This window comes from Chitinophaga eiseniae (assembly GCF_900167135.1).
Taxonomy (GTDB): Bacteria; Bacteroidota; Bacteroidia; order Chitinophagales; family Chitinophagaceae; genus Chitinophaga; species Chitinophaga eiseniae.
Map to the genome: position 1 here is coordinate 1,345,662 of NZ_FUWZ01000001.1, position 26,335 is coordinate 1,371,996.

The 26,335-nt window shown below is 45.3% G+C and carries 27 protein-coding genes; 13 read left to right on the plus strand and 14 right to left on the minus strand.

Going from position 1 to position 26,335, the window contains the following annotated elements; translation table 11 throughout:
• From B5D63_RS05620 to B5D63_RS05630, 3 genes are read left to right on the plus strand one after another with little or no spacing between them, the layout of a single operon-like run.
• Positions 1–3,111 (plus strand): efflux RND transporter permease subunit, encoded by a 3,111-nt coding sequence (locus tag B5D63_RS05620; RefSeq protein ID WP_078667745.1) that lies wholly within the window; start codon positions 1–3, stop codon positions 3,109–3,111.
• 17 nt (positions 3,112–3,128) lie between these two features.
• Positions 3,129–4,466 (plus strand): TolC family protein, encoded by a 1,338-nt coding sequence (locus tag B5D63_RS05625; protein ID WP_078667746.1) that lies wholly within the window; start codon positions 3,129–3,131, stop codon positions 4,464–4,466.
• 27 nt (positions 4,467–4,493) lie between these two features.
• Positions 4,494–5,921 (plus strand): MFS transporter, encoded by a 1,428-nt coding sequence (locus B5D63_RS05630; RefSeq protein WP_200816921.1) that lies wholly within the window; start codon positions 4,494–4,496, stop codon positions 5,919–5,921.
• 97 nt (positions 5,922–6,018) lie between these two features.
• Here the strand turns inward: B5D63_RS05630 and B5D63_RS05635 are convergent, their stop codons facing one another.
• The 3 genes from B5D63_RS05635 to B5D63_RS05645 form a co-directional block, all read right to left on the minus strand.
• Positions 6,019–6,954 (minus strand): alpha/beta fold hydrolase, encoded by a 936-nt coding sequence (locus B5D63_RS05635; RefSeq protein WP_200816922.1) that lies wholly within the window; start codon positions 6,952–6,954, stop codon positions 6,019–6,021.
• 13 nt (positions 6,955–6,967) lie between these two features.
• On the minus strand, positions 6,968–7,855 hold the full coding sequence (locus B5D63_RS05640) for an alpha/beta fold hydrolase (protein ID WP_078667748.1): 888 nt from the start codon (positions 7,853–7,855) through the stop codon (positions 6,968–6,970).
• Positions 7,856–7,922: 67 nt separating this feature from the next.
• Entirely contained in the window at positions 7,923–8,486 is a 564-nt protein-coding gene (locus B5D63_RS05645) for a TetR/AcrR family transcriptional regulator (RefSeq protein WP_078667749.1), read from the minus strand.
• A 231-nt stretch (positions 8,487–8,717) separates the two neighbouring features.
• Here B5D63_RS05645 and B5D63_RS05650 point away from each other — a divergent pair, with 231 nt between their 5' ends.
• Together B5D63_RS05650 and B5D63_RS05655 are read left to right on the plus strand one after the other, a co-directional pair.
• Complete coding sequence (locus tag B5D63_RS05650; RefSeq protein ID WP_078667750.1) at positions 8,718–9,521, plus strand: helix-turn-helix domain-containing protein; 804 nt, start codon at positions 8,718–8,720, stop codon at positions 9,519–9,521.
• Positions 9,522–9,587: 66 nt separating this feature from the next.
• On the plus strand, positions 9,588–10,427 hold the full coding sequence (locus B5D63_RS05655) for a DUF5694 domain-containing protein (RefSeq protein ID WP_078667751.1): 840 nt from the start codon (positions 9,588–9,590) through the stop codon (positions 10,425–10,427).
• Positions 10,428–10,435: 8 nt separating this feature from the next.
• Here the strand turns inward: B5D63_RS05655 and B5D63_RS05660 are convergent, their stop codons facing one another.
• The gene (locus B5D63_RS05660) at positions 10,436–10,801 is read right to left on the minus strand and encodes a DHCW motif cupin fold protein (protein WP_235021465.1); all 366 of its coding nucleotides are present in this window, start codon (positions 10,799–10,801) and stop codon (positions 10,436–10,438) included.
• 159 nt (positions 10,802–10,960) lie between these two features.
• Between B5D63_RS05660 and B5D63_RS05665 the strand changes: the two genes are divergently transcribed.
• Entirely contained in the window at positions 10,961–11,401 is a 441-nt protein-coding gene (locus B5D63_RS05665; RefSeq protein ID WP_235021466.1) for a cation:proton antiporter, read from the plus strand.
• Here the strand turns inward: B5D63_RS05665 and B5D63_RS05670 are convergent.
• Positions 11,387–11,755 (minus strand): winged helix-turn-helix transcriptional regulator, encoded by a 369-nt coding sequence (locus tag B5D63_RS05670; protein ID WP_078667753.1) that lies wholly within the window; start codon positions 11,753–11,755, stop codon positions 11,387–11,389. The genes B5D63_RS05665 and B5D63_RS05670 overlap by 15 nt on opposite strands.
• 109 nt (positions 11,756–11,864) lie before the next feature.
• Here B5D63_RS05670 and B5D63_RS05675 point away from each other — a divergent pair, with 109 nt between their 5' ends.
• Positions 11,865–12,473 (plus strand): FMN-dependent NADH-azoreductase, encoded by a 609-nt coding sequence (locus tag B5D63_RS05675; RefSeq protein WP_078667754.1) that lies wholly within the window; start codon positions 11,865–11,867, stop codon positions 12,471–12,473.
• Positions 12,474–12,513: 40 nt separating this feature from the next.
• On the opposite strand, the gene B5D63_RS05680 is transcribed toward B5D63_RS05675, so the two are convergent.
• From B5D63_RS05680 to B5D63_RS05690, 3 genes are all read right to left on the minus strand, one after another.
• A complete protein-coding gene (locus B5D63_RS05680; RefSeq protein WP_078667755.1) occupies positions 12,514–13,464 on the minus strand; it encodes an amidohydrolase family protein in 951 nt (316 codons plus the stop codon).
• A 67-nt stretch (positions 13,465–13,531) separates the two neighbouring features.
• On the minus strand, positions 13,532–14,101 hold the full coding sequence (locus B5D63_RS05685; RefSeq protein WP_078668558.1) for a Crp/Fnr family transcriptional regulator: 570 nt from the start codon (positions 14,099–14,101) through the stop codon (positions 13,532–13,534).
• Positions 14,102–14,110: 9 nt separating this feature from the next.
• On the minus strand, positions 14,111–14,623 hold the full coding sequence (locus B5D63_RS05690; RefSeq protein ID WP_143312774.1) for a hypothetical protein: 513 nt from the start codon (positions 14,621–14,623) through the stop codon (positions 14,111–14,113).
• A 117-nt stretch (positions 14,624–14,740) separates the two neighbouring features.
• Here B5D63_RS05690 and B5D63_RS05695 point away from each other — a divergent pair, with 117 nt between their 5' ends.
• A complete protein-coding gene (locus B5D63_RS05695) occupies positions 14,741–15,310 on the plus strand; it encodes a papain-like cysteine protease family protein (protein ID WP_078667757.1) in 570 nt (189 codons plus the stop codon).
• Positions 15,311–15,423: 113 nt separating this feature from the next.
• On the opposite strand, the gene hxsC is transcribed toward B5D63_RS05695, so the two are convergent.
• The 4 genes from hxsC to B5D63_RS05715 are packed head-to-tail and all read right to left on the minus strand — an operon-like array spanning position 15,424 to position 19,187.
• Positions 15,424–16,563 carry a His-Xaa-Ser system radical SAM maturase HxsC gene (gene hxsC, locus B5D63_RS05700; RefSeq protein WP_078667758.1) on the minus strand — a complete coding sequence of 380 codons (1,140 nt, stop codon included), beginning with the start codon at positions 16,561–16,563 and terminating at the stop codon, positions 15,424–15,426.
• Positions 16,563–18,071 carry a His-Xaa-Ser system radical SAM maturase HxsB gene (gene hxsB, locus B5D63_RS05705; RefSeq protein ID WP_078667759.1) on the minus strand — a complete coding sequence of 503 codons (1,509 nt, stop codon included), beginning with the start codon at positions 18,069–18,071 and terminating at the stop codon, positions 16,563–16,565. Before hxsB ends, hxsC begins: the two co-directional genes overlap by 1 nt.
• On the minus strand, positions 18,068–18,442 hold the full coding sequence (gene hxsD / locus B5D63_RS05710) for a His-Xaa-Ser system protein HxsD (RefSeq protein ID WP_078667760.1): 375 nt from the start codon (positions 18,440–18,442) through the stop codon (positions 18,068–18,070). Before hxsD ends, hxsB begins: the two co-directional genes overlap by 4 nt.
• The gene (locus B5D63_RS05715; RefSeq protein ID WP_078667761.1) at positions 18,423–19,187 is read right to left on the minus strand and encodes a peptidoglycan-binding domain-containing protein; all 765 of its coding nucleotides are present in this window, start codon (positions 19,185–19,187) and stop codon (positions 18,423–18,425) included. Before B5D63_RS05715 ends, hxsD begins: the two co-directional genes overlap by 20 nt.
• A 654-nt stretch (positions 19,188–19,841) precedes the next feature.
• Here B5D63_RS05715 and B5D63_RS05720 point away from each other — a divergent pair.
• The 5 genes from B5D63_RS05720 to B5D63_RS05745 all read left to right on the plus strand — a co-directional run bounded on the left by B5D63_RS05720 (position 19,842) and on the right by B5D63_RS05745 (position 24,055).
• Positions 19,842–20,441, plus strand: a complete 600-nt coding sequence (locus B5D63_RS05720) for a hypothetical protein (RefSeq protein ID WP_078667762.1) — start codon at positions 19,842–19,844, stop codon at positions 20,439–20,441.
• Positions 20,442–20,471: 30 nt separating this feature from the next.
• Positions 20,472–21,542 carry an XRE family transcriptional regulator gene (locus B5D63_RS05725; RefSeq protein WP_078667763.1) on the plus strand — a complete coding sequence of 357 codons (1,071 nt, stop codon included), beginning with the start codon at positions 20,472–20,474 and terminating at the stop codon, positions 21,540–21,542.
• Positions 21,543–22,043: 501 nt separating this feature from the next.
• Complete coding sequence (locus B5D63_RS05735) at positions 22,044–22,901, plus strand: hypothetical protein (RefSeq protein ID WP_078667765.1); 858 nt, start codon at positions 22,044–22,046, stop codon at positions 22,899–22,901.
• A gap of 202 nt (positions 22,902–23,103) precedes the next feature.
• Positions 23,104–23,430, plus strand: coding sequence for an STAS-like domain-containing protein (locus B5D63_RS05740; protein ID WP_078667766.1), 327 nt, complete (start codon positions 23,104–23,106; stop codon positions 23,428–23,430).
• 13 nt (positions 23,431–23,443) lie between these two features.
• Positions 23,444–24,055 (plus strand): hypothetical protein, encoded by a 612-nt coding sequence (locus B5D63_RS05745; protein ID WP_143312775.1) that lies wholly within the window; start codon positions 23,444–23,446, stop codon positions 24,053–24,055.
• A 315-nt stretch (positions 24,056–24,370) separates the two neighbouring features.
• Here the strand turns inward: B5D63_RS05745 and B5D63_RS05750 are convergent, their stop codons facing one another.
• Positions 24,371–24,847 carry a hypothetical protein gene (locus B5D63_RS05750; RefSeq protein WP_078667768.1) on the minus strand — a complete coding sequence of 159 codons (477 nt, stop codon included), beginning with the start codon at positions 24,845–24,847 and terminating at the stop codon, positions 24,371–24,373.
• A gap of 14 nt (positions 24,848–24,861) precedes the next feature.
• Entirely contained in the window at positions 24,862–26,202 is a 1,341-nt protein-coding gene (locus tag B5D63_RS05755) for a Shedu immune nuclease family protein (protein WP_078667769.1), read from the minus strand.
• Between the last annotated feature and the right edge of the window lie 133 nt (positions 26,203–26,335).

Consider the following 26,335-nt stretch of genomic DNA (forward strand, 5'->3'; position numbering starts at 1 on the left):
ATGAACTTACCAACACTAAGCATAAAAAAACCTGTACTGGGAGGCGTCTTCTCCGTCCTGATCATTATCATGGGACTGGTAGGATGGAAGAACCTGGGTATCCGGGAGTTTCCGCTGACGGAAGCGCCGGTCATCTCAGTCGTCACTTTCTATCCCGGCGCCAGCCCCGATGTGATCGCATCAAAGATCACCCGGCCCATAGAAGAATCCCTGGCAGAAGCGGGCGGTGTGCGTACCATCTCCTCTGAATCAAGGGAGCAGGCCAGCGTTATCTCCGTGGAATTCAACCGCGACGTAGACCTGGAAGATGCCTTAAACGATGTGCGCGACAAGGTCGCGAAATCCCGTAACCAGCTGCCGGCAGACGTAGACCCGCCTATCGTGGAGAAAGCCAGTTCTGCGGACAACCTGGTGGCTTTTCTCGAAGTGGAAAGCGATACCAAAGATATTAAAGAAGTGAGCCACCTCGCTGCCACGGTTATCAAAGACCGTATGCAGTCTATTCCGGGCATCAACCGGGTAGCCGTGGTAGGGGAGCATAAATATGCCATGCGCCTGCGTTTCGACCCGGTAAAACTGGCCGCCTACCGGCTGACGCCGGAAGATATCCGCCACGCCCTGCTCCGGGAGAATATGGACCTGCCCTCCGGAAAAATCGAAGGCAGCACCACGGAACTGAGCGTCCGTACCATGGGACGGCTCACCACCACTGCCGAGTTCAATGAGATGATCATCAAACAATCCGGCACTTCCGTTGTCCGCCTGAAAGACATCGGGTTTGCAGAACTGGGAGAACTCAACGAACGCACGGCCATCATCAATGAAACCGGCAATGCCAACCGTATCGGCGTAGGTATCGCCATCCAGATACAGCGCGGCGCCAACGCCATCGAAGTGGTGGATGAATTCTACCGCCGCCTGGAACAGCTCCGTAAAGAAATCCCGAAAGACTACCGGCTGATCGTTGGTTTCGATTTCACCAAACCGGTCCGCGAGTCCATCAAAGAAGTGGAAGAGACGCTGTTCATCGCGTTCGCGCTGGTGGTACTCATCATTTTCCTGTTCCTGAGAGACTGGCGTTCTACCATTATCCCGGTGCTGGCCATCCCGGTATCGATCCTGTCCGCGTTCTTCATCATGTACATCGCCGGCTTCTCCATCAACGTACTGACGCTGCTGGGGCTGGTGCTGGCCATCGGACTGGTGGTAGACGACGCGATCGTAGTACTGGAAAATATTTACAAGAAAGTAGAAGAAGGCATGACACCGATACAGGCGGCCTTTAAAGGATCAAAAGAAATTTACTTTGCGGTCATCTCCACTACTATCACACTGGCAGCGGTGTTCCTGCCCATCGTGTTCATGGGTGGTATCAGCGGGCAGCTGTTCAAAGAGTTTGCCATCGTGGTATCCGGTTCAGTACTGGTATCTGCGTTTGTGGCCCTCACGTTATCGCCCATGCTGAGCGCTTACCTGTTGAAAAGACAGGAACGCCCCAATTGGTTCCAGCGTAGCACAGAGCCGTTTTTTATCCGGATGAATAACGGTTACGCCTGGTTGTTGAAACGTTTTATGAAAGTGCGTTGGATGGCCTGGGTGGTGCTGCTGGCAGGTGGCGCCGTGATTTACTTCGTCGGCAAAAAACTGCCTTCCGAGCTGGCGCCGGTGGAAGACCGCTCCAATATGAGCCTGATCGCGATAGCGCCGGAAGGCGTGTCGTTCGACTATATGAAAAAACAGATGACGGAAGTAGGCAAGTATGTCAATGATTCCACGGAAGGTCTTTACCAGACCTACTCCATGGTGGCTGTTTCTTTCATCCCTGCACCGGCGCCTACCAGTTTCGCCGTGCAGAGTATCTATCTGAAAGAGCCTAAAGACCGTAAGGCATCCGTTCAGGACCTGTATAATAAATACGCTGCTGCCTCCGGCAATTTCAGGGGACTGTTATTGTTCCCTTATCTGCCACCGACCATCGGCACCCGCTACGGCGGCGGTATGCCGCTGCAGTTCGTATTGCAGGGTCCCACGCTGGACACGGTGTCGGCAGCGTTGGATAAATTCCTGCAGGCAGCGCGGCAAAGCCCCAAGCTGATGTTTGTGGATGCCGACCTGAAAATCAATAAACCGGAACTGCAGATCAGCATCGACCGGCAGAAAGCGGCGCTGATGGGCGTATCCATCCAGGAAGTGGCAAAAGCGCTGCAGCTTTCACTGTCAGGGCAACGGTATGGTTATTTCCTGCGCAACGACCGGCAATATGAAGTGATCGGTCAGCTGGAGCGGGAAAACAGAAGTAAGATCAGCGATCTTAAAACCATCTATGTAAAATCCACCGGGGGAGAAATGATTTCGCTGGATAACCTGGTGACTATCAAAGAGAGCATCAGTCCTGCTTCCATCTACCGGTACGACCAGTATACTTCTGCCACCGTATCAGCGGGACTGGCGCCGGGGGTAAGTCTTGCCGAAGGAATTGACGAGATGAAACGCATTCAGCAGGACGTGCTGGGCAGTAATTTCAAAACTTCTCTGGCGGGGCAGTCGAGAGACTATGAAGAGAGCCAGGGTAATATCACCTTTACGCTGATACTGGCGCTACTGCTCATCTACATGATCCTCGCCGCGCAGTTTGAGAGCCTCCGCGATCCGCTGATCATCATGCTGACGGTCCCCGTGGCCGTGACGGGCGCTTTGCTGAGCCTCGACTGGTTCAGCCAGAGCCTGAATGTGTTCAGCCAGATCGGTATTATCACGCTGGTGGGACTGATCACGAAGAACGGGATTCTGATCGTGGAATTCGCCAACCATCTGAAAGACACCGGCCTTTCGAAATTCGATGCCGCCATCCAGGCGGCGGAGCAGCGTTTTCGTCCCATCTTAATGACTTCCCTGGCGATGATATTCGGCGCATTGCCGATTGCGATGACGCACAACAGCCGTCAGTCGCTGGGTATCGTCATCGCAGGCGGGCTGATCTTCGCCGGTATCCTCACGCTGTTCATTATTCCCGCCGTGTATTCTTACCTGTCCGGCAGCAAGCGCCGGAAAGTGATGGAGGAAGAACCGGACCCGGTGGTGACCACCGAAGAAGTGGAATATGCCGGTTGATCTTAAAAAACAACATCATGAAACGAAGTAATCTCATCATACTGCTGTTACTGATTGCCCTTCACGGCAGTGCGCAGACAGCCAAACGAATCAGTCTCCCCGAAGCATTGTCGATTGCGGCAACGGGCAACCGGCAGCTGCAGATACAGGCGCTGGAAGAAGCTTACCGGAAGGAGGTCACCAGGGAAACCAGGAGCAGGCTGTTGCCCAATGTGGCGGCGGGCGCCAGCTACCAGCGGTATTTCGACCGGCAGGTCATCTTCCTGCCCGGTTCTTTTGCAGGCACCGCCAAGCCGGTACAGGACGTGGCCGTAGGCGGCAAAAATGCGTTTAACGGTCTGGTGACCGCCAGTCAGCCTATCCTCAACGAAGGGGCGTGGCGGCAGACAAAGGCCGCCGCTTATGACGAAAAAATACAGCGGGAGAAAACGGCCGATCTGAAAGGCAACCTCGGCACACAGATATCCATCGCCTACTTTGACATGCTGCTGATGCAATCGCAGCTGGCGCTTCACCGGCAAAGCCTGGAGCGCAACGAAAAGGCGCTGAAGGACACCCGTTCTTTATTTGCACAGGGTCGCAGCCTGAAGCAGGACACCCTCCGTGCTTTTATTGCCGTGGAAAACTTGCGGTCATCGATCTCTTACCTGCACAACAACCTGGAGGTGGCAGGCATACAACTGAAAAGGCTGATCGGGATGGATGACAGCACCACGCTGGAGCTGTCGGATACCCTCGCTGCTGAAATGCCTGTTGCCGGTGCATATGCGCTGGAAGATGCCATGGCTACGGCAGCATCGCGCCGCAATGATATGGCCGTGCAAAAACTGCTGACCGAAAAGAGCGTGCTGGACATTGCGGTGGCCAAAGCCGAAAGACTGCCGCAGATCACGGCAGTAGGGCAGTACCAGCTGCAGGCGCAGGCAGATAACTTCCGTCAGGGCCAGTATGTGTGGCCGCCCACTTCTTTTGTCGGACTGCAGATCGCGATGCCCATTTTTACCGGCAACCGGCTTAAAGCCAAAATCAGCCAGGCCGGCGTCCGGAAACAACAGGAGCTGATTGGGCAGGATGATCTCCGGCAGTCCGTCAGAGCAGAGCTGGCGTCGTTGCTGTCTCAATGGAAAGAAGCCAATGAGCAGCTGCGTATACAGCAAAGGACGGTAGAGCTGGCACAGATCAGTTACGGTATGATGGATGACCGTTACCGGAACGGCCTCAGCACCCGGCTGGAATTAACGGATGCCGAGCTGGCGCTCACACAGGCCAGACTCAATCATCTGCAGGCGATCTATCTCCACAAAGTGGTCCATGTACGGCTGCAACGGGCACAGGGACTGCTGCAGCTGCCGTAATACATTCACACAAAAACATTCGATCATATGATTTCAGAAACAATGGTTGTTCCCATACAGGCTGCCTACAAAAAAAGGTGGGCAGCCCTTTTTGTACTCTGCATGGCGGAATTTATTGTCATCATGGACACGTCTATCATCGGGGTGGCGCTGCCAGCTATTAAGCGTGATCTTGGTTACTCTCAGTCGGGGCTGCAATGGATCTTCAATGCTTACGTGATTTTCTTTGGCGGTTTCCTGCTGCTGGGCGGACGGCTGTCCGATTTGTTTGGCGCCCGTAAGATATTTATGTGGGGCTTTGCTATTCTCTCCGTCGCCTCGCTGCTGGCGGGCGTAGCGTGGTCTGAAGCTTCGCTGAACGTGGGCAGGGCGTTGCAGGGCTTGGGTTCAGCTCTGATAGCGCCGTCGGCGCTGACGCTGGTGCTGACGAAATTCACCGACCCGAAAGAGCTGAACAAAGCGCTCGGTTTTTGGGGTGCTTCTGCTGCCGCCGGAGGCTCGGCGGGCGTGTTTCTAGGGGGCGCTATCACACAGTGGCTGTCATGGCATTGGGTGTTCCTGATCAACATTCCTATCGGTTTGATTGTGCTGGCGCTCAGCCCTTCGCTTTTGCTGAAAGGCGCGCACCGTAAAGGTAGCATCGACCTCGGTGGCGCTGTACTGGCCACTGCGGCGTTTGTACTGATGGTGTACGCTATCGTGGCAGCGGAGGGCGCCGGCTGGCAATCGGTACAGACATGGGGTTTGCTTGCATTGTCGGTAGTACTGCTGATCGCTTTTGTCGCGTTACAGAAGAAACGGAAAGAACCGCTGATGCCATTATCCATTTTTAAGGCGTTTAATCTTTCTGCCGGCAACATCGTGATGGCGCTGATGGCGGCAGCCTGGATACCCTTATGGTTTTTTCTGAACCTGTATTTACAGCAGGTGCTTCACTTTCCGGCTTTCAATAGCGGACTGGCATTGCTGCCGATGACGATCACCATTATGCTGTTTATGGTGATCATCACCGGAAAGCTGATGGCGAAGTTTGGTATTAAGCCTAACCTGGTGGGTGGTTTGCTGGCGTTGGCGGCGGCGTTGTTTCTTTTCAGCATGGCGCCGGTCAACGGTAGCTTTATGACGCATGTATTGCCGGCATCGTTGTTAGGCGCCGTGGGCATGTCGCTGGCTTACATCCCGGGAACGGTGGCATCCATATCCGGCGCAAAGCCGGAGGAGTCAGGGCTGGCATCCGGTCTCGTTAACACCAGTTACCAGATCGGTTCCGCATTGGGACTGGCAGTTATGGTAGCGATATCCTCGGTGAAAACCAGTGTGCTGAAAGTAGGGGAGATGAGCGACGTGGAAGCATTGAACGGCGGCTTTCAGACAGCGTTTCTGGCCGCGGCAGTGGTGAGTCTGGCAGGAGCGCTGGTGGCTGCCGGTGCGATAAAAAAGGCGCCGCAGGCGTAACGATAAAAATGCTTGCCTTACAGGCAAAACGACGGAAGCGAAAAGGGCTGTCTTTTTTAAGACAGCCTATGCTATGTTTGGATGTGAATAAAAGAGCTTAGTAGTTCGCCTTCAAAAACACCCTTATCCTTTCTGCGATTTCCACCACATATTCTTCCAATGCAAAGTGACCTGTAGGGTAAAAATGTATTTCACTGTCAGGCATGTCTTTTTTGAAGGCAAGTGCTCCGGGCTTCAGGAACACGGGATCGTTTTCTCCCCAGACGATCAGCACTTTCGGTGCGAGTTTCCGCAGGGTTTGTTGCCATTGCGGATATTCCGCGATATTGAAACGATAGTCGTATTTCAGCTGGTACTGGATCTCCTTGTTGCCGGGCCTGTCCATCAGTAGTTGATCGAGCTGGTAGGCCTCCGGGGCTATCTTTGACGGATCGCTGACACCGTGGAGGTATTCAAACTTCGTGTAGTCCAGTTCGAATGCCTGGTAGACTTTAGCACGGGAGGCTTCCGTGTTTTCGTCGATGTTTTTACGGTAGGACTTCAGGATGTCGCTGAGTCCTTCTGCGTAAAGGTTGCCGTTTTGTATGATCAGGTGTTCGAGGATAGCGGGATTGCGCTGGATGATACGCATGCCTACCGGCGCGCCGTAGTCGAAAAAATACATGCTGCATTGCTGAACGCCTTTCAGCTGAAGGAATTTTTCGATGTAGCGGGAGTAGTTGTCGAACGTATAGTCGAATGCTGACATCGGTGGCATATCGCTGAACCCGAAGCCCGGGTAATCCGGCGCGAGCAGGTGAAAGTCGTCTTTCAGCAGCGGGATGAGCGTCCTGAAGTTATGGGAGGAGGAGGGAAACCCATGCAGCAATAGCAGCGCGGGTTTTGCGGGATCGCCGGCCTCCCGGTAAAAGATGTTGATACCGTCGACTTTGATGGTCCGGTGATACACCGGGTATTCTTTGGCATTGGCAGAAAGTGTGCTGATCATAAACAGGGAGATTAAAAAAGGCTGAAAGGATAAGGAGTGTTTCATGTGAGGGGGGTTATCATACGGTAGGCAAAGATTTGCCGGCGACTTTTTTATGGAGGAACGTTCTGATGGTGGCGGCAATTTCATCACCATGTGTTTCCAGGGCGAAGTGGCCGGTATCGAATAAATGATATTCGAGGTTCTTCACGTCTTTTTTATAGGCTTCTGCGCCGGCTACCGGGAAAATGTAGTCGTTCTTGCCATATACGATCAGCATTTCGGGGTTGTAGGTGCGGAAGTATTCCTGCCATTTGGGATACAGGGCAACATTATGCTGATAGTCGTAAAACAGCTGAAGCTGTATGTCGTTATTACCGGGGCGCAGGATGTGACGCAGGTCATGTTCCCAGTTATCCGGGCTCACGAGGGCTGCGTCGGCAACGCCGTTGGTGTACTGCCATTTCAGGCCGTCGATGCTGTGGAAGCCTTCCAGGGCATGCGTTGTCGCTTTGTCGTCTTTGTTTTTCCAGTAGGCTTTGATGGGGTCCCAGAACTGCTCCAGTCCTTCGTCGTAGGCGCAGCCGTTTTGTACGATCAGCGAATCGATTTTTTCTGGATGGGCGGAGGCGATACGGTATCCTACAGGGGCGCCATAGTCCATCACATACAGGCTGTAGCGTTCCAGGCCAAGTTGTTCCAGTAAACCTTCCACGATGCCGGCGAAGCTGTCGAAAGAGTAGTTGAAGTCGGCCATGGGTGGTTGCGCACTTCTGCCAAATCCCGGGTAGTCGGGAGCGATCAGGTAGAAGTCATCTGCCAGCTGCTGCAGCAGGTGGCGGTACATATGGGAAGAGGTGGGGTATCCATGCAGTAATACCAGGGCTGGTTTACCTTTCTGACCAGCTTCCCTGTAGAAGATCTCAATTCCGTTTATCAGGGTGGTGTTGTGTCTTACGGTATTCATGATATTTTGTTTTAAGTTTAATTTATTTTATTACCGAACGTTCTGTAAAATTATGATGAAAAAAATTTTACTCGTTGATGAAAAGCTGTTTCAGATCTGTCAGCGCTTTATGAAACTGGGTCGGATCGCCCAGGCCTTTGGCCAGTACCAGGCTGCCTTGCACCTGGATAAGCGACTGTCTTGCTTTGGCTTTAGCCTGTGCGGTGCTGAGGCCCATTTCAACGCCAAGTACGGTAAAAGCATCGAGCCATAGATGCATGGCCTTACTGATTTCATCGCCCAGCACTACCAGGCCTGAATCGAGGGAAAGCGCATTAAGGATACAGGTCTTTTCACCATTGTGATACACCTGCCGGATGTGTTGTATAGCCCTTTGTAATTTAGTCGCAGGTGCTACGCCCTTCTCTGTCAGCACCAGGTAGATGTTTTCCCGGATCCATTCGTGTATAAAAAGAAGCACGGTAATGGCGATTTCGTTTTTTCCGCCGGGAAACCGGTGGTAGAGACTCGCTTTCTGCAGGCCGCTGGCTTTGGCCAGATCGTTGAGACTGGCGCCCTCAAACCCTTTGGATTGAAGTACGGACATCAGTCCTTCTATCAGCCTTGCATCATCTATTTTTTGCGGTCTCATGGAACAAAGGTAGGGGAATATTTTTAATTACCAAACGTTCGGTAAAATAATTCCAGGAAATATTTTTCACCTGGAGGGATAAACGATGTGCTATTTAAATTGCTGAAAGATAATATATATTTACCCGGATATTTTAAGCGCTTTAAACAGTGAGGATAAATATGCCCTGCCCGCCGAAGGAGAAATTTCCGGAGCTCCGGCGATCGCCTGGGAAGATTTAATAATGGTCTGATGGAAGTTCAGTTTTATAAGCCGTTGCATGAAACATTGAAGCAATACATTGAAGGCTTTTACTTTATAAAGAAGAGAGAAATCACTGCGCCGGTAAAATACCAGACTTTCCCGAATAACTACTGCATCGCTGCCGTTTACCAGCATACGGACCTGGAACTGACGCAAAACAGCATTACCGTGTCGGCCGCTAAACACGATAATATCAGCGCCAGCCTGGTGAGCCGGTATGTAAGGCCTATTGAGATCGTACAATATGCGGTGACGGATGAAATTACCATTTATTTCAAGCCGCTGGGGATAAACCAGTTTATTGACGATGTCCGGCAGTTGTTCAAAGAAGGCATTACCCGTTTTAATCCTTTTGTGGACTACCGGGATACCATGAATACCATTTTTAATACCCCTGACAGACATTCCCAGATCAGCCAGCTGGAAAGCTACTGGCTTTCAAAATTAATAATGAAAGATTTTTCCTTCATGGAACAGCTCCTCGCGGATGTCGTGTCAGATGTAAAAATTAGTGACATCGCGCGAAAGCACAGTATATCGAGACAATATCTGAACAGGGTTTTTGTCAGCCACATAGGAAAGTCGCCCGCAGAGTTCAGGAAAATACACCGGTTCAGAAACTCGATTGCTGAAAAACAAAAAGCAGGTAGCCTGACAGCATTATCCCATCTTACGCAGTTCTACGACCAGTCTCATTTCATCCGGGATTTTAAGGGTTTTACGCATTTTACACCCTCCGATTTTTTCAGTAAAGTAGATACCGAAAAGGAGAATGTATGGTTCGTTTTTTAGCCTGGTTTACATTTGTACAATTCTACTTCCTCACATTGCTGTTTCTTTGTACTAAAATATTAGTATATGAAATTGTATGTAGCCCTGTCTATAGCGCTGATGTGCCTCACCGGCGGTGTGAATGCGCAGCAACAGAAAGAGACACTGTTGATTGGCGTATTCCATTTTAATAACCCGGGCGCTGATCTGGCCAAATCAGAGGATTTTGATGTAATGAGTAAAAAATCCCAACAGGAGCTGGCACAGATAACAGATCATATCAGGAAGTTCCGGCCCGATAAAATATTTGTGGAATGGGACTATAATGATCAAATGGCGTTGGATACGCTATATGACCTGTACCAGAAAGACGCTTATTTTGACTATGTACAGACTAAGTTTCCGAAAAGTAAATTCTATCTGCAGAATGAAATATTTCAGCTGGCTTTCAGGGCGGGTAAAAAGGCCGGCCTGCAAAAGATACATGCGATAGATTACCAGATGGACTGGCCATATGACAGTCTGCAATCAGCCATAAAAAAGGCTGGTCAAACGACTTTGCAACAGGAGATAGACGCGCAGATAAAGCAGGTTGGCGAAGAGGATAACGCTCTGAGAAAGAAACTTTCCCTTACGCAGCTGCTACTGGAGAAGAACACCGCGGCTAACAGGAACGCTAATCTGGGGCTCTACATCACCCTGCTGAACAAAGGCGGCGCTTTGCATGACTTTACCGGCGCCGACGTGGTAAACGCCTGGTATAAACGGAACCTTTATATGTATTCGCTGGTGCAGAAACTCACCGAAGCAAAAGATGAACGGGTGATGATCGTGGTCGGCGCCGGCCATGCAGCTGTCTTTAAGCACTTCATTGACATGGACCAGCGAAGCAAAGTCGTTGAACTCAGTGAGGTACTGAAAAACTAACGTAGCTGTTATTGAAGGAAGTCACCGTCAATGATCAGCAGTTTTACCCCGGATTCCGTGCTGGAGCGATGATTACTCAGGTCATCGGAAACGACGTAGGTCATACCCTGGTTTAATACGAACTGTTCTCCGTTATCCAGTTCGCTGACGAAGCTGCCTTCCAGGCAATGTACAATATGTCCCTTGCTGCACCAGTGGTCCGCAAGGTATCCCGGAGAATAGGTGACGATCCGCAGGCGTAAGCCCGGTAGTTGGAGGGTTTGCCATAAGGCGCTGCCGGTGATGCCGGGATGGGTGGTGGGGGAGATGGTGCTCCAGTCGATGCACTGAAAAGGATGTTTCATCATATAAAAATACAAAAGTCCGGCTGTCATACAGCCAGACTTTAACACCGGGGCCTTTTATTGGCGTGTACCTGGTTCCCCGTGCCGGATATTTTGATACAGGTCTTCACTCATACCGGATTTCCAATACACCGTGGCGCTTACATTTGTTGCGCCGCCGGGTCTTTGCTGCCGCAGCGCAATACCATTTTGTTCATCACCTTTGTCGTGATCCTGTTTACCCTGATTGTACAGGGGCTTACATTACCGACGCTGCTCACCAAACTGAATCCACAACATGCGGACCATGACAACGAGCGGGAATTGAACGCGCTGCTCACAGAACGTTCCATACAGTTTCTGGACGGATATTCCGGTAGCGACGGGGTACATGTCAAAATGAAGGAAAAACTGACTAGGACGTATGCGCAGTTGCAAAAGGAGAATGCGCTCACAGCGGAAAGCGACCGGCAGCAGTCGGCATGGTTGAAAGATTATCTCGAAATGGAGTTGAAGGTCATCGCAGATCAGCGGACCGCGTTGATCAGGCTACATAAGGAAGGGAAGTTCTTCCTGGAGGCCATACGCCTAAAGGAAACGGAACTGGATTTCTGGATATCCACTGTTTACCATGAGTTAAGCAGGTTGTGATATCTTTCCTGTAATCCTTTTTTTATGCTTTAAGCCCCAGTTTCCCAGCACGGCTATTACTTCTTTCAACGTTTCCGCATACTCGGTAGGCAGGTATTCCACCACTACCGGCGTCTGATCGGCTTTTACCACTCTTTTCAGCAGTCCGTTCAGTTCCAGTGATTTTAGTTCTGACGATAATACCCTTGCAGAAATACCTTCAATGGCACGCTGTAATTCGTTGAAACGATGATAGCCGGTGACCAGGGCAATCATAATACGCAGCTTCCATTTGCCTCCGAGCACGTAGATCGCATCTTCCACGGAAGCCAGATGGGTGGCACATTCCACCTGGCGTGTATCTGTTTTCTCCATATGCTTAATGCGGTTTAAATAACAAAAAGGTTACTACTAACCTTTGGTATACTACTAACCTTTTGTTAGCGAATGTAGGTAGTTTTGGTTTGTCAAACTGCAAAAAAATATGAAAAAGATACTCCACATTATTTCAAGCCCGAGAACGGAAGCCTCCGTCAGCAGAAAATTAGGAACTGCTATCGTAGAGAAGATAAAAGAAAAGCATGGCGACTGCATCGTGACGGTGCGTGATCTCGCTAAGGCGCCACCGCCTCACCTCGACGAGTCTCACATTCAGTCTTTTTTCACACCCGCTGAAAACCGGACAGCAGAGCAGCTGGATAATATCCGGTATTCAGATGACGCGATCAGAGAGCTGCTGGATGCAGATATCCTGGTTGTAGAAACACCGATGTATAACTTTGCTGTTACTTCTACCCTGAAGGCTTATTTCGACCATATTACCAGGGTGGGCATCACCTTTAAGTATACGGGGAAAGGGTTGTTGCCCGAGGGGTTGCTGAAAGACAAGCAGGGATATATCGCTACTACGTCGGGTGGTATTTATTCGGAAGGTGCGTTGAAAACCTATGATTTTGCGGAACCTTATGTCCGTTCCTTTCTTACTTTAATTGGCGTTGATGTGGCCGGTGTTTTCAGGGCCGAAGGGCAGGCGGTGATAGGGCCCGAGGCGGCGCTGGAGAACGGGGAGGGGAGTATAGCGATAGCGGTGTGAAAGTAACGTTCCTGAGACTTTCTCAGGAACGTTTTGAGCGTTACAGTCCCAGCAATTTTGCCGCATTCCCGCCTGCTATCTTCGCTACTTCCCCGGGAGGCAGCGGAATGCTGTCCAGCAGCTGTCTCCCCGCTTCGTTTGTGCTGAAAGGATAATCAACCGAAAACATCACATTATCGATACCAAAAGTTCCCAGTGCGGCCATCAGCGGTGGTAAGGTAAAAATACCGCTGGTGGTAATGTGCACCTGGTCCCGCAGCGTTTGGCTGACGGAGCGCTGATGGTGACTGTTGCCGGTTACCGGGAATTTTTCATCCAGCCGCGACATCATCATGGGTATCATCTCTCCCATATGGCCGATGATGATTTTTAACCGGGGATACCGGTCCAATGTTCCGGTGGTAATCAAACGTAACACCTGCAGGGCTGTTTCTGTATGCCATCCCCAGCCGCCGCATGCCAGCATGACACCGATGGGTCCGGGGAGATCGTTGTAATACGCGTCTGCCACGCCTGCCGGTGGCGGCCCGGGGTGCAGGTAAAGCGGCATTTGTAGTTGTGCTGCTTTTTGCAGCAGCGGCCCGAATTCCGGCTGGTCTAAAAACCTGCCGTTGGTAAGCCCGTTGATCAGAGCGCCGCAGAAATGATGTTCCGTTTTTGTTCTTTCCAGCTCTTTTGCCGCCAGGGCTGGAGCGGACATGGGCAGGTGTGCGAACGCTTTAAACCGCGTAGGATGGACGCTCATCCTCGCAGCGAGGAGGTCATTATATCTCCCGGCAAACGTCTGGGCTTTCGCGGGCGGCAGACTTTCAGCCCCTCGTCCTACTACGGACAATACCTGCATGTCAATGCCGTTATCGTCCATTGATTTTAACCGCCTATCGCTGGTATCGGCAAGGTATTCCATGGCCTGGCCAGGCAGGGGCCATTGTTGTATTTCTTGGTCAAACTCAGGCAGAACAACGTGCTCTTCTAATGTGATAATACGCATAGCTGATTGGATTGAATGACAAAAATCCAGCTATTCCATGTGTATAACATTGATCGTGATCAAATAATCACATGCCGGATTTTATCCGGCTGAGCGCTTCCTGGGTGATATTAAGATAGTTGGCCACCAACTTATTCGGCAGGCGCAATACCATCTCTGGGTTTTCTTTCAGCAGCAACTGATAACGTTCCCGTGGGTTGAGGGTAATAACATCTTCCAGTCGCTTTGTGTTCGTTAAATAGGCATATTCGAGAAAACCACGATAGAATATTCCCCAAGCGGGGATCGTATCCACCAGGGCGTAAAAATCTTCCCGGTGCATATACAGCAGTTCCGATGGCTCAACAGCCTGCGTGTCTTCTTTGAGTAATGAGCCGTCAATAAAAGACGTCAGTGAAGTGGAGAAAGAATTTTCGAAAGCGAACCGGCGGGTGGCTTCTCTTCCGTCGGGTTTTATATAGTATACCCTGAGGCATCCCTTATTGACAAAAAACATACGCCTCGACGGTTCCCCTGTTCTTCCCACCAGCTCATTCTTTTTCGCTTTCAGCAGATGAAAGCAGGAGAGCACCCGCTGCAATTCAGTATCGGTTAACCGAACCCTGTCGGCAATGTATGTAGTCAGCTGTGCAAGCATGTTAATCATTTATCGTGACGGCTTAATACCGGACCATTTTGGGCGAAGTCCTCTTTTTTCGTCCTGCGCCCACTGTTTTTTAACTGCCGCTTTAAGTTGCTGGTTATACTCCCGCATCTCTTTACTGCTTTGAAATTCTTTGTGTATGCTGGTGATGCGGTTTGTCGAAATAAGAAATACAGCGACGCCCGCCAGCGTCAGGATAATATGAATAAAGATAAGATCATTATCAGACCTTCCTAACGACATCATCGTATTATATCCGCTGAATGCCCCCACTGCTGCTGCAATTGCCGAAAGTACCAGCAACCCTGATGTTGTTGGCGCCTCCGGTTTTACCGGATAAACTACTTCGCTCATATCCACCTCTTCTTCCTGCACTATCTCCGGTTTTATTTCCTCTTTGGGCGAGATCATAAAAAGGGCGCCGCAATAATTGCAACTGGCCATGTCGTTGCGTTCAGGGACCAGTTTGATATCAGAACTGCCACATTGGGCGCAGGTGAGCGTAAGTAATTTCATAAGGATAGCGGATAAAGTTGGTGCTTTCCGGTCTAAAATACTACATTTATCCGGTAAAATATACTGGTTGTAAGTAGGAAGAAATTACTATCTTATCATCTAAAAAACCATATTGTTATGAAATCCCGGACTTCTACGGCTTTGCCAGAAAACCATGAATTGCTCTCCCACGAACTCACTACTGCGGGCTTACCATCGAATGCCAATGAAAATGCTACTAAGCTGAACATCAGTGTTGAGCACGCGCAGACACGCAACTGGCTATGGCTGGCCTGCGCGGTAAGCGTGCACAATTATTTTTCTCCTGATAGCCCGGTTACCCAGTGCCAGGTGGCATCCCAGATAACGGGACAATCCTGTTGCAGCAGCCCGATGCCGGACGCCTGTAACGTGGAGAGAGATCCTAGTGCCGCACTGCGTGCCCTGAATAACCTGAACCGGGTCTGCTCTGCCAGGGATTTTAACTTTTCCGATGTACAGAATGAAATCCTTGCGGGCAGGCCGCTGATTCTGAGTGTCTCCTCCCCGGGTGTTGAGTCTGGACGGGTCATTGTCCTCTTTGGTATTGATGATGCCAGTAACGTGTATGTCATGGACCCTCAAACAGGAACGGCTCGTGCTAACTTCATGGACATAGCGAACTTCTACTGTGAGCTTTCCGGGGAAGTTAGTTTTACGCAGCGGTAGATCGGATAAAAGCAGCTTGTTAACGCCGAAAGTGACACTGCTGGGTGCTGCAGGCTTCTGTTGTCAGACCACGTCGTTACTTTCACCTACCACATGTAGTATAGAGATAATGTCTATTTTGTCAAGTCCACAGTGAAGGGCTTTATCGCCGTACTACGTTTAGAAGTGCTTGAAGCAAAAAATCCTCCACACTGTTGTTTTAGAACACACGTATGACATTCGTTATGGAAAATATTTTTCCAGTCGGAAATTGATTTTCTGGCGAATTGCCATATATCTTGAGGTGTTGTACAAAGTTGCGCATTATAAAGAGATGAATTGATGCCAAAATCCGATAAATAGGTTATAGCTTCTGTAAGCTCGTTTCCGTAGTCGACCGGATCTATCCATAGTTTTTCTATGTTATGAGGCGTATAGCCTTGATGTTCAAGCCCCATAAATGCTACATGTTCTACAAAAGGTAGATTTTTGTAAATAAATCTGGAGAGCTTTAGAAGACGGGGAATCGTTTGCTTATGTAGGACTATCCTTATTTCAAGCCGGATATTATGTTTAGCGAGATTATATAATCCTTGTACCGTTTGATTAAAAGCCCCTTTGGCTTGAACAATATAATCATGTTGTGCATAAAAATCTGAATATAAGGGTATGCCCAACATGAGTCGAGAAAATGACATTGCTCCCAATTTATCAGAAAATGCGGGCCAGGCAAACGACCGCCCGTTGGTTAAACAATGTACTTCCGTGTCCGGGAGATGTATCTGGATTTGTTCTAATAAGCTAAAAAAACGTTCTCCCAAAAGAGTAGGTTCGCCACCGGTAATTCCCAACTCGAAGCAATCTTTAGGAATTAGTGGGATACTTTGCGAATGTATGTTGTATAGATAATCTGTATCATCTCTATTCTTGGGTGGTTGTGAGCACATCAGGCAGTTGCTGTTGCATCGTTCTGTAAATAATAAGAAATTATGGTAGGAGTTTGTCCTATATAGTGTGTTAATCACTCCGTCTGTATTCACAACAACAATATCGCCTTCAGATAGATGCTCAATTTCGGGAATTGAATGCACGCAGGGTTTGTCAAACGGATCAGGTTGGATGCCAGTTGAAAGAATTATCTTGAAGCGCTCAAGATATTTAGGAATATTATTATCTACAATCAGGATTTCAGCATCGCTTTCCGGGTTAAATGTAACCCTGCCTACTATGAGAGTATTTACTCCTGATGGAACGCCTTTTGTTTTTAGTAACATTAGCTTTTACCTGTTATCCAGCTTCTGAATATTTTTTCTTTTTTTTTATCCTCATCCATGGTGAGGATAAGGTACCTGATTATCTCCATATTTCTCTCGCAGAAAGCGCTTGTTGGTCTATGACCAACCAAATCGCCCTGGGTAGTATGATTAAATACCGGATCGGCACCACAGTATGATTGAAAAGCGCATTCAGAGCACCCGGGAAGAGCTTCATTTATCATCACTTCGCTAAGAGTTGAAACTTTGTTACCATAGAATATCTCTTCATACGTATCCTCGCCAAGTGTCCCTAGTTTGAATGTCAGATCATTCATTTCTGCAAGCATTCTGGCTTCATCAGAAGCATAAATGGCGCCGTCGTAGTTAAATACAACTACATTATTTACAAGACCAGCAGGAGATTGTAGATCAACATATCCTACAGGGAATGGAGTGAGCATTTTTTTAAGGATAATGCTGGCGTAGTCTTCACGGATAAAATAGCCATCCAGATTGTACTGAATAATTCTGGCAAGTGCTTTCTTGTAGAAATCCAGGAATCTTGCTGTTTCATATTTATTTTTATCTGTACTTCTGGTTGCGAAACCATACGGACTAATAGGTCTGAGAAATATATTATGAAAACCTAGCCGAACATATTCATCAACAATTTCTTCGGGGTGTTCCAGTGAAAGCGCCGTTGTTGTAACTAATGCTGAAATACCTTCTTCTCCCAACCTTTGACGGCATCTTTCGATCCCCTCAACTACGAGTTGATGGCTGCTTGCATGGGGTTTGTGCCGATTTCTGTTATGAATAAATGCTGGTCCGTCCAGGGACGTAGATATCAAGATGCCGTTATTGAAAAAAAACTGAATCATTTCATCTGTAAGTAACGCAAGATTGGTACATATTACATAGGTAACCTTTTTGTTGTGTTTTTCTGCTTCGATTTTTGTTTTTTCAACTGCATAGACAATACTTTCAAATGCCAGTAGGGCTTCTCCTCCCTGAAATTCCATTGTCACATGGGGGTTGGGAGATTTCATCATGATAGCAATTCCGGCATCGATATGAAATCTTTTCATGTCATATTTGTTTTTGTCAGAGGTTACTCTCGAAACTTGACAATAATGACAAGTATGTTCACATCGCAGGCTTATAACAAAAATGTGCAGTGATGTAAAATAATCCAGAAATGATTTTTTTGTACGATAGCGAGTGGCTAGAACTTCTATAAGTTCTGGAAGTGGGGTGACCGATATAAAAAAGTTAGCGATTAAATCAGCGAATAACTCCTGATCAGAAATATTGTCTGGATTTATTTCTCCCGCAACAATCCTGCCGGTAGTACCCATCGGAATAACTAGAAGGTCGCCAATCTCATTTACAATTACTTCTTTGCCTGGTGAAAGGCGATGAAATTTGAATGGTAATAAATAATAGCGTTGGGGAGATGCTATATAGTGTGAGAATTCTTTGAATTTTCTGGAATTACTATATGGGCTGCTATCTACGGTGATCATACTTTTACAGATTGAGGATTAAATCCCACAGGATCAGTAATTTCCGAAACTGGGCCTTCCTGCTGATCATAGTATATAAATGCTTTAGCGATAATAAGTTCCCTGATGGTTTTAGTCTCATCAGTTATATGTTGTCTTAACTTAAAATCAATGAGATCTTGTTTTAGTTTGAGAAGGATGATAGCCCAGTCCACTTTATCCGGGTGACGAATGGCCTTTAATGATATTTCATACTGAGATGTAGATGATTTTCTAACATCTACTTCAAAGGTATTACTATACCAATAAAGGCATTTTAACAAAACAACCTCAGGATATATTTCTGCATCAATAGCAACCTTTAATATCTTGTCATTTTGCAGGACTTCCATTTGCCTTATTTATTAAAGTGTTAAGTGTTTTATGATCAACAATTCCGTTGGGTCTGAGTTCATTATCCTGTTGGAATTTGATAACAGCGATCTCGGTTTGAAGGCCGAAGTAGCCAGTTACGTATATATCTCTCTTAAATACCATTAATATACGCTGTAACATCTCCACATCCGTTCCTTCACAACCCTTGGAAAGAAGACGATCTCCTAATTTCAGGTGTAGTGAATCGGCAATGGCAGTGGTGCTTCCAGCTTTAGATATTTTAACTGGCGTTGATGCCGCATGTCGGTTATAAAATGAGTTGGTATTCGAAATGGCATTTTTATTTGTAATTCCCGGGTCAGAGGATGTTCTTGTTGAATTTCCTGAAGGTGTTGTATTTTCAACAGGAGATGATGGAATATAAGTAGGGGTTGTTGCAGGCGTATAACTGCTACGAGAACTATAAGATGAGGAATAGTGCGAGCTATGGGAACTATGTGATCTGTGAGAGGAATGAGACCGGTGTGAACTATGCATTAGCACAAAGCTGTTCTCCGGATTTATTACGTTTAACTTGAGGATTAGCTTAGGTTTAAGCACATTTCTGTGAATGTTTTCATAACTGACGTTTTTATCTTCATCTAAGTTGTAGTCCTTAATAATGGCTTCTCCTTTGGTGTGTGAAAATGCACTGAGAGCTGCTGCAATTACTGCGAGACTTTTTTTAGCAAGATTCTGAAACCCAAATCTGTCTTTGTTCATGGGATAGAGTTTGAGGAGGAACAGTAAGAGTTAATAGGCTTGTTACCAAAGGATATGGTCAAATTTTGAGTCCTAAAGGGATGGATTTATAACTAAGTTATGTAATTTTCAGCTATGATACGTGGTTTTATACTTTATTTACGCAAATAGGGATTAAATAAAGATATAATATATCCGGATTGCCTACAAACAAAAAAGGCACCGCTTTCGCGATGCCTTTTAGCAACTTTCAGAACGCCAGTTCTGATCTGTACCGAGAATGAGGAATCATTAGAACCGCTTTTTCACGCAGCTGATTTTGTTTTACAGCTTTATGAAGAGAATAATATTCTATAGCAGTTTTCATGTAATATGTCTGTTGTATATTCAATTAGTATAGAATTATACTTAAAAGGGCTGCAATTTGCTGAAAATAAATGAAATATCATTGTTTTATTTTGATTTATCATAATATATTGATTTGTAGCCTATTATGAAATTTATGTGTATGGCCCTCTCTCATTTCCTCATCAGAGCTTAGTTTTTTGGTAAATAATTGATAATGTGACACTTAAATTAAGTTGGAATATTTTTTCTTGATTTGGAAGAATATTTTTAGGAATAAATTTTGTTGATTTGGAAGAAATACATATATTTGAGTATAATTTGTAAGTAATGATCTTATCACAGAGCCAAGTGGAGAACATAGCACGGCAATATTATCCGAAAATTGCCACCGCTATTACGGCAGCGTTTGCTGATTATATGGAAGTTAGAGCACAGAGGTCTGCTAATGGTGTAGTTGACTTTAAGCCGAGAACCTGTGCATCACTTATTCATGATTTTACTAAAGTGAGGTTGAAAAACGAGATCGGCGAGGACCCGGAGGTCCTTATCGGTGAGTTCAACGGCATTTTTGGAATGCTTATTCAGGGAAGCGTATTTATTAGGTTTAAGAAGTTAAATGATGACCTGTCTACATCAAACGTGCAGACAGGGCAGACAGAGAACTATAACAATCAGGCGAATTTTGCGGGTTTCGGTGGCGAGCCGACGCTGCTTACGGCAGGCTACCGTCCTGATAAATCCTGGACCTCTATCCAAAATATTCATCTTGTTTGCCGTTCAGGGGACGCCATCGTATGGCAAAAAGACCTGACCTCTGAAGTGAAGCAAACCTCCATCTTCACTATGGAAGAAGAAGATCAGACATCAAAAACCGGTCGTGTTTCAGTTAAAAAAGGAATACAAAAGACAGGAACAGACGATAATTGATCTTATTTTCGCGTTTTTAATTTTTAGCTTATGTTGGCCATTAACCCGGAGATGATAAAATTGGCCAGGGAATCTCGGGGACTTAATCAAGGTGATCTTTGTGCTTTGTTAGGAGTGGCGCAAGGAACTATTTCAAAAATTGAGAATGGTCTTATTCAGCCGTCCCCTGAATTAGTACAAAACCTGTGTAACGTCCTAGATTACCCTGCTTCGTTCTTCAGCCAGAGCGAGAATATATATGCGTCCAGTTATATATACTATCGTAGGCGGCTAAGTATGACGAAGAAGAATCTTTCTGTGTCGGAAGCCAAACGAAATATCATCCGTATCGGAATTGAGAAATTATTGAACAGCATCGACCTGCCGGAAACAAATTTGTTTCACTGGGATGTCTCCCAGCACGGCAGTCCGCAGGACGCAGCGCATTTACTTCGTGAGAGGTGGAGGCTGCCGAAGGGAAAAGTTGATAACCTTACCAAAGTAATAGAAGATAACGGTATCATCATTGTTCCTTTTGATTTTGGTGGAGATAAAATCGACGGTATTAGCCAGTATACCGAGAAAAACCATCCACTTATTTTTGTCAACAACAAATTAAGCCCTGACCGCTACCGGCTCACGATAGCCCATGAACTCGGGCACCTTATTCTGCATTTCGGAAACCCGATTGCGGAAGATCGTGATGTGGAAGCCGAGGCATTCATGTTTGCCAGCGAGCTGCTTGTTCCTGCAGATGACTTTAGAAAAAGTTTTGAACATCTGGATTTCAAGGTACTTACCAATCTGAAGTTATATTGGAAAGTGTCTATGGCAGCGCTGGTGATGAAGGCAAAGCAAATAGGAAGCATTACGGAGAATCAGGCAAAGTACCTGTTCGCGCAGCTATCGGCTTTGGGATATAAGTTGCAGGAACCTCCTGAACTCAGTCCGCCGAGGGAGTATCCCATGCTGATAAAAGAAATTCTGCAAGTATACAGAGAACAGTTGGGATATACTGCTGAGGAAATGGGCAGTCTTTTACACCTGCACTATACTGACTTTCAGAATTATTTCAACCTGGATACAGGTAGGCTACGAGTAGTGAGAGGTGCGCATGGTTGATTCTCTGCTTTAAGATTTTGCTGGCGGCCTATCCAATGGATTGACCGCCAGTTTTGTTTATGTTTTCCGGAGAAGTGGGCTTCGTGAGCAGGCCCCTTTGTACGAGAAGGCTTATCCTCCAGGTATAAAATGGATATTGTAAGCCCAAATCTAACGCTGGAGCAATTAGACAATTGTGTGCTAAAAGCTATCAGGAAAAAAGGAAGAGAAGTCTATAAATTTGATTTTGTATTTAAGGTATATCTGGAAGGGAAGTCAAGGCCAATCAAAAGAAAAGTGTCCGATACAATGCAGGAAAGACTCACCTCGCTGGCGTAATGACCAAGACTTACTTGATACATGATAAATATAAAGCCAGTTTTAAATGGACAGCCTAAGATTGCTGCATTTACGATCTAGGGATTTTTCTATGGAATGGTAGTGATGAACTACTAGTTCTTTGTTATAAATGTGAATTTTTGTTAATTTTATATAATTATTGACAATCAACCATTATCGGTAATGGAAGTGCAGCAAGTAGCAGCCAGTTATAAAATCGGTGGATGTGTATACACGGATTTTAGCGGCATACAAATTATAAATAATTTATATTCATTTGCGTCTAAATATAACAATTGCGATATCTATGTAGATTTTTCCGAACTACGATTTATGGATGCAAATCTTTTTGCACTTTTTAATGCCTGTGTTTATCGGCTAAATAAAGAAAAGAAAGTTCGTCTTAGGACAAATTTTGACCATCTATCTCGTAAATTCGATATTTTCTTTAAAAATGGGGCAATTAGGGATAAGCAATATGAATTCGTTGATTCCAATGGGACTACTATTCCTTTTGCCATCTTTTATGGCTCGCAGCAGGATGAATTTTACCAATATGTACAATCTAAGTTGTTACCTAACAATGGTTTCAATCCTATTCCCGAAAATATTAAGGTAAACATTCAAGCCGGATTAAGTGAGATTCATCAGAATATTAGGCATGCTCAGACCGAAGATCCATTATTTATTTGTGGTCAACATTTTCCAACTAAGAAGGAGCTCAAACTGACCTTGGTGGACCTTGGTTGTGGATATTTGGAACCAATTCGTAAGTTTACCTCCGGGGCAATTTCTACAGATATTGAGGCTATCCGGTGGGCTTTAACAGGTTATAATAGCATTGATTTAGCCGAGTTTAAAGGTGGAATGGGATTAAAAGTGATACGTAATTATTGTTCGGGTTCCGGTGGGACTTTTCAGATATGTAGCGGTACCGGCTTTTGGGATAGCTATCAGGAGAGGGGAAACTTTAAACCCAATTACGTTATTGATTCCAGTTTTAAGGGTACTATCACCAATATAATTTTCAAGACCAATTAAAAAAATGCAAAAATTATTCAGACGCAAATACACGGCGTACCTTTTGCTTAAATTTGATATAGTATACCAGTTTTAAGATTTAACATTGTATATTTGCAAAATTTTTAATTATATTGTAAAAATTATACCACTATAAACAATTATCATTCTTTAACTGTTTTTATTAAATACCACCGGATTAAGCCAAACAAAAGCGTCAATTATGAATACTACCCTCCAAATGAGTGAATTACTGAGCAAAAATTATGCTCTGACCCAGGAGGATGCGCTCGCTATGTATTCCCCTGCGTTGCCAATAATTCAAAATCACGAAGAAATTACCATATCGTTTAAGGGTATGGAAACTTGTTCTACTATGTTCTTCAGGTATTTTCTTGGCAGACTCTTCTCTGAGTTTGGTAACCAAGTTAGTGAACTTATTCACTTTGAAGGAATAGAGAACGACTCTATCCGAAATCAACTTGATTTATACCTTGAAAGGGTATTAGGGGACGAAACATATAAAGCCATTTACCTCAATCACATCTAGTTACTTTTTCCCTGTGTACAATATTACTGACATTCAAAAGCAAACGCCGCAAAGCGGCGTTCGTTATTTATTCGATACTAACATCTGGATGGAAATCCTAAGTCCATATTATGATCATGAACCTGATCCTGATTATAATCCCTATATTAATTTTCATGATCGAATAGTGGGGAGCTCTCAAAAAGACGGGATAAAGATTTTGATGCCAGCCATTGTAATGTCTGAGCTCATTGGCAAGCATGTCGCGATTGGATTTGATGAATATCTGAATAATCTGAAAATTAAAGTAACCTTTGAAGGAGCCAAAGAGAGGAAGAAGTACTTTAAGGAAACCTACAGGAAAACGGACCACTATTTAGGTCGCCTTAAAGGGATTTGTGATAGTATAAAAGACTATTATAGGCATTTGGATTTTCTTTCCGATAACTTGCAGAGCTTTAAACTTTCTGACATATTGAAGAATCCACCCCTCCATATGGAGTTTAATGATCATCTACTGGCTCGTATAGCAGGTTTCTACCAATGTCCCTTAATAACACACGATGGAGATTTTTCAGTAGAAGATGTTCCAATATTTACAGCTAACCGGCAGTTGCTTTCACTTGCTAAAGCGGTTAAGGTATAAAGCCGTTAAATGGATAAAACTAAGCAGTTAATTTTATTGTATGATAAATTAACTTACTTTGATTTTTAACTGTTCATCTATATTTCCCCAAAAAGAATTGCTTGTAGAAGCAATCCTTTTAGTTTTTAAACCCGCTTGATTATTATCTTGGGAAAGTAACTTTCCAATATAATGATTTTAAAGATTTATGGGCTGCCGTGGCTTTAATCCTTGCCTATCTTAGTATGCAATTTAGAATGGCTGAAAGTTTTTCTGATATTGGAAAATTGGTAGAAAATCTTGAGACCCTATAAGATAATATGCTTTTTTATATGATTAAAGGTTGAAATTTTTGACGAGCTTTTCAATAATAACTTTATTCTTTTTGTTCGTTTCTTCAAGGGCCTGCTCAACCCCGTCCGTATCTGTTTTTTTTATCTCATACAGAACAAATGTACAACTGTTGAGGATAGAGTAAAGGGATTCCTTTTCTTTGTTGGAACAGTACATAATAAGAAAATTAAGTTTTTCCTCAAGCTCCTTTTTAGAGTTATTCATTGTTATTTCAAATTCAGAAAAAGATGTACCGTTATGCTTATACTTATATGCTTCTTGAATTAAAAGGGTTTTGAAATTTTGATAACAAATCAAAAAACCTTGAAAGGAGCCGGCTTTTTCCTTGTATAGGTATTCAAATTTAATTTCCTTTTTTCGGATGTTGAAGTCAAGGATGACTTTTAGTAAATACCCAATTGCTGCAATCACAACTGTAATCTGAGACCAATTCTTCGATAAAAAGTCAAGAAAGCGCATTTTTATAGTTTTGTTTAGAATTTAGCGGTGCCGGTGGTAATTTGTAGCAATCGTTCGATCTTAGTTCCCAATTCATCAAAAGTCAAGATTTCTACGTCTCTACTGTTCGATCGGATTAATTCAAAGCTAGCTTTCTGGTCTGCATTTAATGAGTTTATAGTGCCAATTAATATTATCGCTTTACTATTAAAGGTCTCGATATCTTTACTCTCTTTTTTCATTGTTAGCATGGCCCACTGTTTCTGAAAGGTGTCACGCTGTTGCAGAACCTGGGCGATACATCCAGAAAGCTCTTTTGACGCACCAAAAACATCTGAGCCGCGATAGGGCCTTGATTCAACTATATCTGTTAAATGTGTTTTTATTTCGAGGAATGCAGCATTTGAGCTTAAATTGTTTTGTATCAAAAAATCTCCAAATTTGCCGTCCTGATTTTGGATTGTTTTCCCTCCTACGTAGGCTTCCCTTTGGTAAAGAATTACAGGCTGTGCAAAAATGGTAGAGAAAACCCAGCTATTGTCTCCGAGATACTCCTGCCATCTTTTCTCAAGTGAATCACCATCCGTTTTAGCTTTCATTAGGCCCCTGAATTTTTCCAATGCTTCAGCAATGTATTGATTGTCGATTATCTCCTTTGTTTTGGAGATATTCGCCAAAGTCATAAAATTGGGAAGAAGGGCTAGTTTTTCAAAGAGGTCTTTTAGAGCTTCCTTATCCAAATCCGAAAATTCCTCCATAGAGTTCTGCCAGAGCGCGAAGGATGTTGCTAATGAGTTAGGGACATACTTTTCACTTGGCTTTTGTATATCCTTGGGGAACAGTGAGCTTAATAGGCGTTGAGAAGTATTGAGCAGTTCTGAACGGTGCTTCTCGTATACCGAACGTAAGGCTCTTGTGAAGAAGCTCATATTTTTCTCATTGAGATATAAAATATGCTCCTTCTTGTCAATTTTCGTTAAACCACCTTTTTCAATTACTATTTCTTCGATGCCTATCTTTTCTTCCAATATTTGTTTTATAGGATTCAGTGATTTGTGTAGACCATACCAGCCATTCTTCCATACGCCGAGAGGCAATTTACCATCAAATCCGAGAAACGTTATTGTTTTAATGTATGTAGTACCTACATCCCCGTCTTTTACGATATAGTGAACCTCTCTATCAGTATTAAAATAAAGTTCCCTGCATCTTTGATCTATTCCCCTTTCTGAATCTCGAAAGTGATAGATTTCCATTGTTTTCGTTGTATGATGTAAATATTCTTCGCGAACAGGTTTGGGAATTGCTTGTGTCGCCTTCTTTTTGGGAGAAGCAGTCGCCGCTTTTCTTACTGCTTTTTTTGCGGATTTAGCCATAATCGTTAAGTTGGGTGCGTAATATCTACCAATACAATATTAAATACACTTAACACATAACAAAGTGGTATCAAGTCGTGCTCAGTAAATAATGATAGATCTAGTTCTTCGAGAAGATAGGGTTGAAATTTTG